Genomic DNA, 7,676 nt, shown 5'->3' with positions numbered 1-7,676 from the left:
TTGGTGGCTGGAGAACGGCGCTATCGAGCCGCTTCGTCGTTAGGTTTGACTGAGATTCCTGTTGTGATTCGGGAACTGACAGACACAGAGGCTCTCTCTATTGCACTGCTGGAGAACTTGCAGCGGGAAGATTTGAATGCGATTGAGGAAACTGAGGGAATTCTGCAATTGCTGGCAATGAAATTGAACTCTACCTCCTCGTCAGTTATTGCTTTGCTCGGAGCGGCCGCGCACCCGGAACGCGCTGGTGTGGATAACGTTATCCACAGCTCGGAGTGGGAAATAGTAAGCGATATATTTGCACTCGTCGGGAAGTACACTCCAGAAAGTTTCCGAACCAATCGCCTCCCGTTGCTGAACCTGCCAGATGATGTGATTGGAGCGCTGCGGAAAGGACAGATTGAGTATACTAAAGCCAGAGCGATCGCCCGAGTTAAGGATAGCTCAGAGCGCTCCCAATTGTTATTCGAGGCGATCGCTCTCGACCTCTCCCTGACGCAAATCAAACAGCGCATTGCCGATTTAAAAGCGAAAAGTATAGGTCCGGCGACTGCACCGGACCGATCGCTTAAAAGTCGCGTAGATGCAGCTTTGCAGCGAGTGAAAAAGTCTAAGGTTTGGGATGACCCCAAAAAGCAGAAGAAACTAGAGAAGCTGTTAGCTGAACTGGAAGCTTTGGTGGGTGAGGGATTGGAAAATTGAGGCGGATTTTAAAGTAAAGCCACCTAAATTCACCAAATTATAGCAACCGCTTTCGTCGGCGGCGGACGCAAGACGCAAGACATCCTCAATCGCCAGAATGCAAACAATTAAATCGATCGAGTTGTTTGCGGGTGCGACTTTTTAGCCAAGACCAGCACTATTCAATTTTGTTGAGATCGAGAGAGCGATTTGGATCGCTCGTCTATTGCAGGCAGTAAATTAGCCGACTGAGGGTCGAAATTTTTTTGGGGCTGCCGCGGTCGATCGCGGCAGCTTTAATCTGCGAGCGCCCGCGCGCAACCGCAAGCAAACCACGCCGCAACCGTGGTTTTATTTGGCGGTCAATATTCTCTAAAAAATATTAACAATTCAGAACTTAAAGCCCAAAAAGTCGAGAGATAGTCATTAGCGATCGGCGAGAGCGCTCGCTCTTTGTTTGCAGTTGTCTAATTCTGCCTCGCACAATTGCAGTAGTTGTTTTAATTGTGAATAAGAAAAAAGCTCTAAAGTAGCCTTTGTTCTTCGATTAAAGTCAACTTTTAAAAGTTCGCAGACCATTCGTGCAGCTTGATTGGTGTCGAAACCTTCGGAACTGCTGATAACGCCGATTGCTGTTTCTTCGTACCAGCGTGCGGCTTCGCCGTTTCCTTCAATTTCGATCGCGGTTGCAAAAGGTCGATCGTCTACAGTGAATGGGTCAGATCGTTCCATCCGAATTCGATCGCTGTTGCCAAAGTCGGGCAATACTGTTTTACCGTTGCTTAGTCCGATACTTGCTGCCATTGCATTTTGCTCTTGCGTGACGCTAGCGATTGTAGCAGGTGCAGTAGGTGCAACAACTTTATGGATCGGGAGCGGAACCCGCGTCAGAGAGATTAAATATTTCAGAGGGAACCGAACCTCCGTCAAGGCGAACTATAACAGATCGCCCACCGTTGGCAAAACCTCTGACAGTGCCCGTATTTCCGCCATAGAGGGCGTTGCTGTTGCCAATTTGAACTAAATCCCCTTGGGCCAGTTGTACTGTTTCAACGGGCGGCGATCCGATCGCTAAATCCAAAATAGGTTGCTCTGGCGCGCTCGACGTTCGACCGCTGTCTGGGTTGCTGGCTGCTGCTGCCGACTTCAAAGGTTTCTTTAAAGATTTTTTTTCATCTCGAACAGCAGCGAGCGCCCAATTGATGCTGAGTGTTTCGCAATCTTTCAAAAACGCGGAGCTCCGCGCTTTTGCTTCGATAAGGTTCCAATATTTTGAAATCGCCATGTAGTCCTGTGCGGTTCGCGGGCGAATTCCCGCCGACTCCAAGCAGCTCAGGAATTCTCCATAATTGCACCGTCGCTTAAATTCTTGCAGCAGCAAACCCGCATTGCGAGCGCAGTTCAACTTTGCAAAAGCTAGCTCTAGTTCCTTTCGCTCGATGCGCTCTATTAGTCTGTGCTCCGACGCAATTCGGCTTAGCAATTCTTGTTTGTCAAAGCTTTCTAGATCGAACTCCGGTAAGGCTTGCGAGATATTAAACCCTGCTGGGACTGACGGCAGCAACTCAGCAATTGAGTCAGTTGTCAAAGGTGCCGCACAGTCGATCGCTTGTTGAGCGTCGCTTTCATGTTGAGGGCAATCGACCGGTTGTTCTGCCGGAGGCTGTGGTTGAAACTTGGCTTTCGATCTGGTTTTAGCTTTATTAATTGCTTTCATTTATTAAACTCCTGCATCAAGAGCTGCAAGTCTTCAGGTTTTTCCCCGCTCCGGTCGATCGCCAGCTTTTTTCTTCAGACATAATGTTTGTGCTATATTGAGCTTGTCTGAGTAGGCAACAATAATTAAGTAATTACTTAATTATATGATATAGTTTCAGTTATGGCTGAATAAAAATGAAGTTTTATGAAGCTCTCGACAAAACCCTTGAATACTACGGGATCACTGCTAAATGGTTGTCGGAGCAGTCAGGCGTAAGCCAGCAAATGATTTCGCAGTTTAGAAAAGGGAAGCAGCGGGTTTATAGCGACAGTCTTGAGGCAATGATTAGTTCGCTTCCTCTGGAGCCGCAGCGATATTTGTTCAGTTTGTTTCTTGGCGATCGAGTTCCGGTTTTTTTGGGAATGGATGAGACGGAGCTTGCAGAGATTATGGATGATATTGCAGAGATTATCCGTAAAAAAACTGTTCTTCGATCGCAATCTCAGGTGAGCGGCCCGCAATTGGCTGCGGGTAATTGGTTCGATCGTTCATGCTTGGGCCGATCGTCCATTGGTTGAGATTCACGTTCCATTTTTGAAAGCACAATCTCCATCAAGAACATTTATCCCTTTTTTACTGGGGACAAAAACGCGGAGCGGAGCGTTTTTAGTTTTCTGGCGCAACCCCCCGTGATGTACAGTGAGGGACTGAGGTCTAGGGTCTAGGGTTTAGGCCTGAAGGCAATAAAATCAAGGGTTTCAGGAATTCAGAACGTCCTCACCTCCTTGGCGATTGTTGTCTCTTTCATGCGAGAGCCTCACCGGACAAAAACGCGGAGCGGAGCGTTTTTAGCCTTTTGTAGTGGGAAGTTCCCTGAACTGTATGGCTTTGAGGCAATGTAAATTAAATGTTACGAATCCCGATGAAGTTAGACTTTCATCGGGACGGAAGCGGGACTTTTGGTAGGCGGAAGCGGGACTTTCGTTAGACTCTATAGACTCCGCGTAAAATAAATTTGCAGCGTCTCGTTTTGTCTGTATTTCGTCCGACATTCGTCGCGTTTGGGTATCGATCTAACCCTGCAAAATCCAACTTTTTTGTTGCTAAAAATCGGTATAATTTAGCACCCGTTACTGAGAATGTTGTACTAATATCCAACAGGTAAACCGCGATTTGTGCGATCGCTTGTTGTTGCAAAACTTCATGTATTGTCTTGTGCAAGATCGTATCCCGACTTTACCCCGTATTGACAGTCCAGGATTGAGTGGCGGTGCGATCGCATATTTCGATCCGATCGCGTATTTCGATATTATTGTAATTTGTTATTGCAAGTGGGTGCCGATCGAATCGGTTTTAGAACCGTTGGCTAAAGGTCAAGTTACTGTCGATTCTTTTGGGTAATGAAGCCGAGTATCGGGAGTATTTAGAGCGAAATGCTTCTCAAGTTGAGGTAGGATAAGTATTGGTAAAAGTTGGCGAGTTACGCTCGGGATAGCTGCGCTTCACGCGCTTGAATCAAACAACAGCTAGATGAGAATGCAAATTGCGAGCGCGACTTTTTCTACAAGCAATTGAATTTGTGCGATCTCGCACAATGGTTCGTTGTTTTCGTCGCGCGAGCGCTCAAAATACACTTGGTACTTTACCGATCGTACCTCATGCGTTTGAAAACTGTTGCAGGCTGTGCTAGCGTAGCGACTTTTGTCCGATCGAGCGTTCCTGTTACAACTTATTAATTATGACAAATCGCGATCGCTTTTTCCCAAACATTCAGGTATGCTGAGCAAACCAACAGTCATTAAAAACTGACAGTAAAATTGTGTTAAGGTGTAAAGGTGTGAGGGCATGATTCCTAAATTTGATGAGAACGGCAACTTGCCACCGGGAGTGCATTGGTGCGAATGGGAGGAGTTTAAAAATAGATTTGGTACTAATTCTACGAGGCAGCGAATGATAGATGGTTTGGAGTTGGCACTCGCCCAATTAAAAGCAGCAGGCTGTAGAACTATTTATATTAACGGTAGTTTTGTTAGTAGCAAGCCAAAACCAGGTGATTTTGATGCGTGTTGGGAACCGGAAGATGTGGATTACGATTATCTGAGAAAAAATGCCCCGAGATTGCTAAATAATTTAGACCGCAGCGCGCAGAAATCCAAATATAAAGGTGAAATCTTTCGTTCGGACCAACCTGTAGGAGATAGCGGATTAACTTCTTTAGAATTCTTTCTGCGCGACAGAGAGTTAAACCCTAAAGGGATTATAGCCATAGATATATTAAGGTGGGAACCATGATTAAAAACGAAAAAGAGTATGAATCCAGCCAAGAATGCGCCCGCAGATTTGAAGATTCTCTTAAGGCGTTAGAACGAGATGAAGAACTGAAGAAAAAAGACCCTGATGGTTGGCAACTTTCTCGCGATGTCAAACAATCTCATTTGACGGCTTTACAAGCAGAGATTGCTGAATACGAAACACTAATTAAGTGCGAGAGAAATCAGCCGATTTTCATTAAAATTGACAGCATAAATAAGCTGCCAGATGCTTTAATTAAAGCGAGAATAGCAGCCCAAATCAGCCAACAAGAACTGGCTCAAATACTAGGAATTGAAGAACAGCGAGTTAGGCAGTATGAAGATACAGATTATCAATGCGCCAGTTTTGTAGAAATCCTCGAAGTTAGTACGGTTTTAGGCATAGAATTTGAAATCGCCGCGATTCGAGTAGATTTTGAGGAAATAGAAGCTGTCAAACAAAGCGCCCGGAAGTGGCGAAAGGAAAAAATTAACCTGACAGCTAAAGCATCATAAATGTTAGGCCCGATTGGCTATTCCTGATATTAAGCTTCTCAAACAGCCTCAGACAATATAAACTTATTTCCTCTCGTTCTTTACGCGGCAGCCGGCAACTCTTCGGTTTCTTGTCCCAAAAACCGCTTGATGACAATTTCCCGGTAAGCCTCTAAATCGGGCTGCCAGTTTTCCAGAAGCTCGTACAAATGATGCAGCTTTTCCCCTTCTAATTCCCCCGCAATTTCATACTGGAAATTGCCCGAGAACAATACAGCCGGAGTCGGTTCGGCCAGAGTGCAGTTGCAATAAAGCTTCGGCAACGCTCGCCAGTGGCGAGCGTGCCAAAACTGGGTCGATCGGGATGGGGATTGCCTAAAATTTACTGAGTTCGCAGTGGGTTGAGCGCAAAACGCCAGCAGCATTCAACACGTGGAGGCTCGATCGATTTTGGGGCGATCGCCTTTCATCAGAAACTTGGATAGAAACCCCGTCCTTTTTCTTGATGGGATTGCCTGAAATAGAAACAGTTCCCTATTTAACAATCCGAACATACAAATCTAAACTCAATGCACCAAATCAGCCAGCAGCCCCGACGCTTCTCGCTGCAAGCTCTGCCGATTGTCATCGTAACAATTAAGGACGTTCGAGCTGGTATGGCGGCTCAACTTCTGCGCCATTCGCGTATTGCCATTGCTTGCATCTAACAGCGTCGTAATTGCAGCGTGGCGTATTCTGTGCGGGCTGATTCTTTTAGGAATTCCCGCAGCGGAGCAAGTTGAGAAAACAAGCTTGTAAATAGCGTACCCGCTCAACCTCAACCCGTATTCCCGCTTTGTCAAAGCAATAAATAAAGGATCTTGGGGCATTGCAGCTCCCCGCACGCTCAGCCAATCAGAAATCGCATCTGCCGTCGCGTTGTGCAAGTCAATTAGCTGCGCTTGAGTTCCCCTACCTTTGCCGTAAATGTTCAGAGTTCGGGCTAGCGGGTCAAAGTCGCCTATATTGGCGCCGCCGATTTCTCCCCGGCGCAATGCATTGTCCCACAGCAGCCGGAGAACTGCATAGTCGCGCTTTCCCTGGGGCGTACTCCGGTCAGGAATGGACAACACCGACTGCATCGCCACCACATTCTCAGAAGCAACTCGGCCAAACCCTGTAGTATCCCGGTAAGGAACCACCTTCTCTCCTTCAACATCTACCAAACTCCACTCGCACTCGCCCACCTTCCGAGCAAAATTCACCAAACTTTTGATCGCCGCCAGTCGCCGATTAATCGTCGCTTCCTTGAGTCCCTTGTCGATTAGTTTGGCTTTATATTTGAGAACCACCGCGACAGCGGCGAAGCGATTCAGCCGTAGGAACTCGCGAACTAATGCCGGATGCGGTTCCTGCCCCGTCATTGTCATAAAAAAATCGTACAAATCTTTCTCATAAGCCCCCCTTGTGTTGACAGAGCGCTTGGCAGCTAACAGCTCTGCCACGCTTGTCGCGCGTCGAAGCTATCTCTCCAAAGGAATTAGCAGCGTGTTCTAAGTCCATAGCCGGCCTCATAATGTGCCTTTCCAGACCAGATTACCTGAATCTGGGGTGCAAATAGCACAAGATTCAACCTTGAAAGACAACTTGAATACGTGCAGAAAATTTGCTGGGCTGTAAAAATACTCAGTTTCAATTTTGAGTCTCAACACTACTTATAACTAAAATTTATTGACGATTTGACGATTCTCTTGAACTTCCCTGTTTGTAAAGGTTTCAACTTCTAAGCTTCATTGACGATTTTTGACATTGTTTTTGACGATTCTCCCCAAATGCTTTCCACCTATAAGTTTGGGGAATAGCCCCTCTATTTTTGACGATTCTGACGATTGGTTGAGCGACCTGTCGCGATCGTCATTGACGACTTGCGCCTGACATGATCCGGTCGCCACTGCTATCTGATTGACAATCGTCAATGACGATTCTGAATTGTCAAAGCTGTTATTGACGATTGAAGTGCTTATGGAGTAAAAGTTTTAGGGAATCGTCAAATCGTCAACGCTAATTTTAAGCTTTTGCAAAAAAGGGATCGGCAGGCATTCGCGATCACACTCGGGAGCAACTAACTTCCCTGTAGCGTTTTGAACCAGCATCCGACATAACCTTGGCTTTTGAGGACTTGATGCCTCACAAGTGTCCTAACTCAAGGTCACGACAAATTTTGTTTGACGATTTGACGATTCTTCTAAACTATCGTATTTATAAGGCTTTCAGCTTCTAACTTTCATTGACGATTATTGACATTGTTTTTGACGATTCTCCCCAAACGCTTTTTCAGCATGGATTTTGGGGATATACTGCAAATTTTTGACGATTTTGACGATTGCTTGACGCCCATCGCCCTATCAAGCTGGCAGGGAAGCCGATTGTCCTTGTTATCGCGGGAGCGGGCGAGGGAGCGTGTCACTTTTGCAATGAGTATAAATACCCAAAAATACTAGGGCAGAGGTTTTGAGCTATTTTTGGGCAAA

The 7,676-nt window shown here is 46.2% G+C and carries 9 protein-coding genes; 5 read left to right on the top strand and 4 right to left on the bottom strand.

The features are described 5' to 3' along the window. Positions 1 to 702, top strand: a 702-nt coding sequence (locus QT973_RS26630) for a ParB/RepB/Spo0J family partition protein (RefSeq protein WP_333392540.1), incomplete at its 5' end; no start/stop codon positions are given. Positions 703 to 1,107: 405 nt separating this feature from the next. Here the strand turns inward: QT973_RS26630 and QT973_RS26625 are convergent. After that, positions 1,108 to 1,485 (bottom strand): hypothetical protein, encoded by a 378-nt coding sequence (locus QT973_RS26625; protein ID WP_333136107.1) that lies wholly within the window; start codon positions 1,483 to 1,485, stop codon positions 1,108 to 1,110. A 58-nt stretch (positions 1,486 to 1,543) separates the two neighbouring features. Next, the gene (locus QT973_RS26620) at positions 1,544 to 2,398 is read right to left on the bottom strand and encodes a hypothetical protein (RefSeq protein ID WP_333273598.1); all 855 of its coding nucleotides are present in this window, start codon (positions 2,396 to 2,398) and stop codon (positions 1,544 to 1,546) included. Between the two features lie 176 nt (positions 2,399 to 2,574). Between QT973_RS26620 and QT973_RS26615 the strand changes: the two genes are divergently transcribed. From QT973_RS26615 to QT973_RS26600, 4 genes are all read left to right on the top strand, one after another. Then, positions 2,575 to 2,958, top strand: coding sequence for a hypothetical protein (locus tag QT973_RS26615; protein ID WP_333195921.1), 384 nt, complete (start codon positions 2,575 to 2,577; stop codon positions 2,956 to 2,958). Between the two features lie 637 nt (positions 2,959 to 3,595). Further along, positions 3,596 to 3,781 (top strand): hypothetical protein, encoded by a 186-nt coding sequence (locus QT973_RS26610; protein ID WP_333273595.1) that lies wholly within the window; start codon positions 3,596 to 3,598, stop codon positions 3,779 to 3,781. Positions 3,782 to 4,225: 444 nt separating this feature from the next. Next, positions 4,226 to 4,672: a DUF6932 family protein gene (locus tag QT973_RS26605; protein ID WP_015211867.1), complete on the top strand. Its 447-nt coding sequence runs from the start codon at positions 4,226 to 4,228 to the stop codon at positions 4,670 to 4,672. Then, positions 4,669 to 5,187: a DNA-binding protein gene (locus QT973_RS26600; RefSeq protein WP_333195928.1), complete on the top strand. Its 519-nt coding sequence runs from the start codon at positions 4,669 to 4,671 to the stop codon at positions 5,185 to 5,187. The genes QT973_RS26605 and QT973_RS26600 overlap by 4 nt, the downstream gene beginning before the upstream one ends. Before the next feature lie 80 nt (positions 5,188 to 5,267). Here the strand turns inward: QT973_RS26600 and QT973_RS26595 are convergent, their stop codons facing one another. After that, the gene (locus QT973_RS26595) at positions 5,268 to 5,591 is read right to left on the bottom strand and encodes a hypothetical protein (protein ID WP_333195930.1); all 324 of its coding nucleotides are present in this window, start codon (positions 5,589 to 5,591) and stop codon (positions 5,268 to 5,270) included. A gap of 141 nt (positions 5,592 to 5,732) precedes the next feature. Further along, a complete protein-coding gene (locus tag QT973_RS26590) occupies positions 5,733 to 6,650 on the bottom strand; it encodes a tyrosine-type recombinase/integrase (protein WP_333392537.1) in 918 nt (305 codons plus the stop codon). Between the last annotated feature and the right edge of the window lie 1,026 nt (positions 6,651 to 7,676).

Source organism: Microcoleus sp. Z1_A1 (genome assembly GCF_036700305.1).
Lineage (GTDB): Bacteria > Cyanobacteriota > Cyanobacteriia > Cyanobacteriales > Microcoleaceae > Microcoleus.
Note: the sequence above shows the minus strand (reverse complement) of the source record. Positions and strands in the feature narration are given on the sequence as shown.

What these genes read in the sequence shown, in the direction of transcription:
- QT973_RS26600 (WP_333195928.1), top strand. Translation starts at nt 4,669, where the DNA reads ATGATTAAAAACGAAAAAGAGTATGAATCCAGCCAAGAATGCGCCCGC.
- QT973_RS26625 (WP_333136107.1), bottom strand. Translation starts at nt 1,485, where the DNA reads ATGGCAGCAAGTATCGGACTAAGCAACGGTAAAACAGTATTGCCCGAC.
- QT973_RS26595 (WP_333195930.1), bottom strand. Translation starts at nt 5,591, where the DNA reads ATGCTGCTGGCGTTTTGCGCTCAACCCACTGCGAACTCAGTAAATTTT.
- QT973_RS26615 (WP_333195921.1), top strand. Translation starts at nt 2,575, where the DNA reads ATGAAGTTTTATGAAGCTCTCGACAAAACCCTTGAATACTACGGGATC.
- QT973_RS26605 (WP_015211867.1), top strand. Translation starts at nt 4,226, where the DNA reads ATGATTCCTAAATTTGATGAGAACGGCAACTTGCCACCGGGAGTGCAT.
- QT973_RS26620 (WP_333273598.1), bottom strand. Translation starts at nt 2,398, where the DNA reads ATGAAAGCAATTAATAAAGCTAAAACCAGATCGAAAGCCAAGTTTCAA.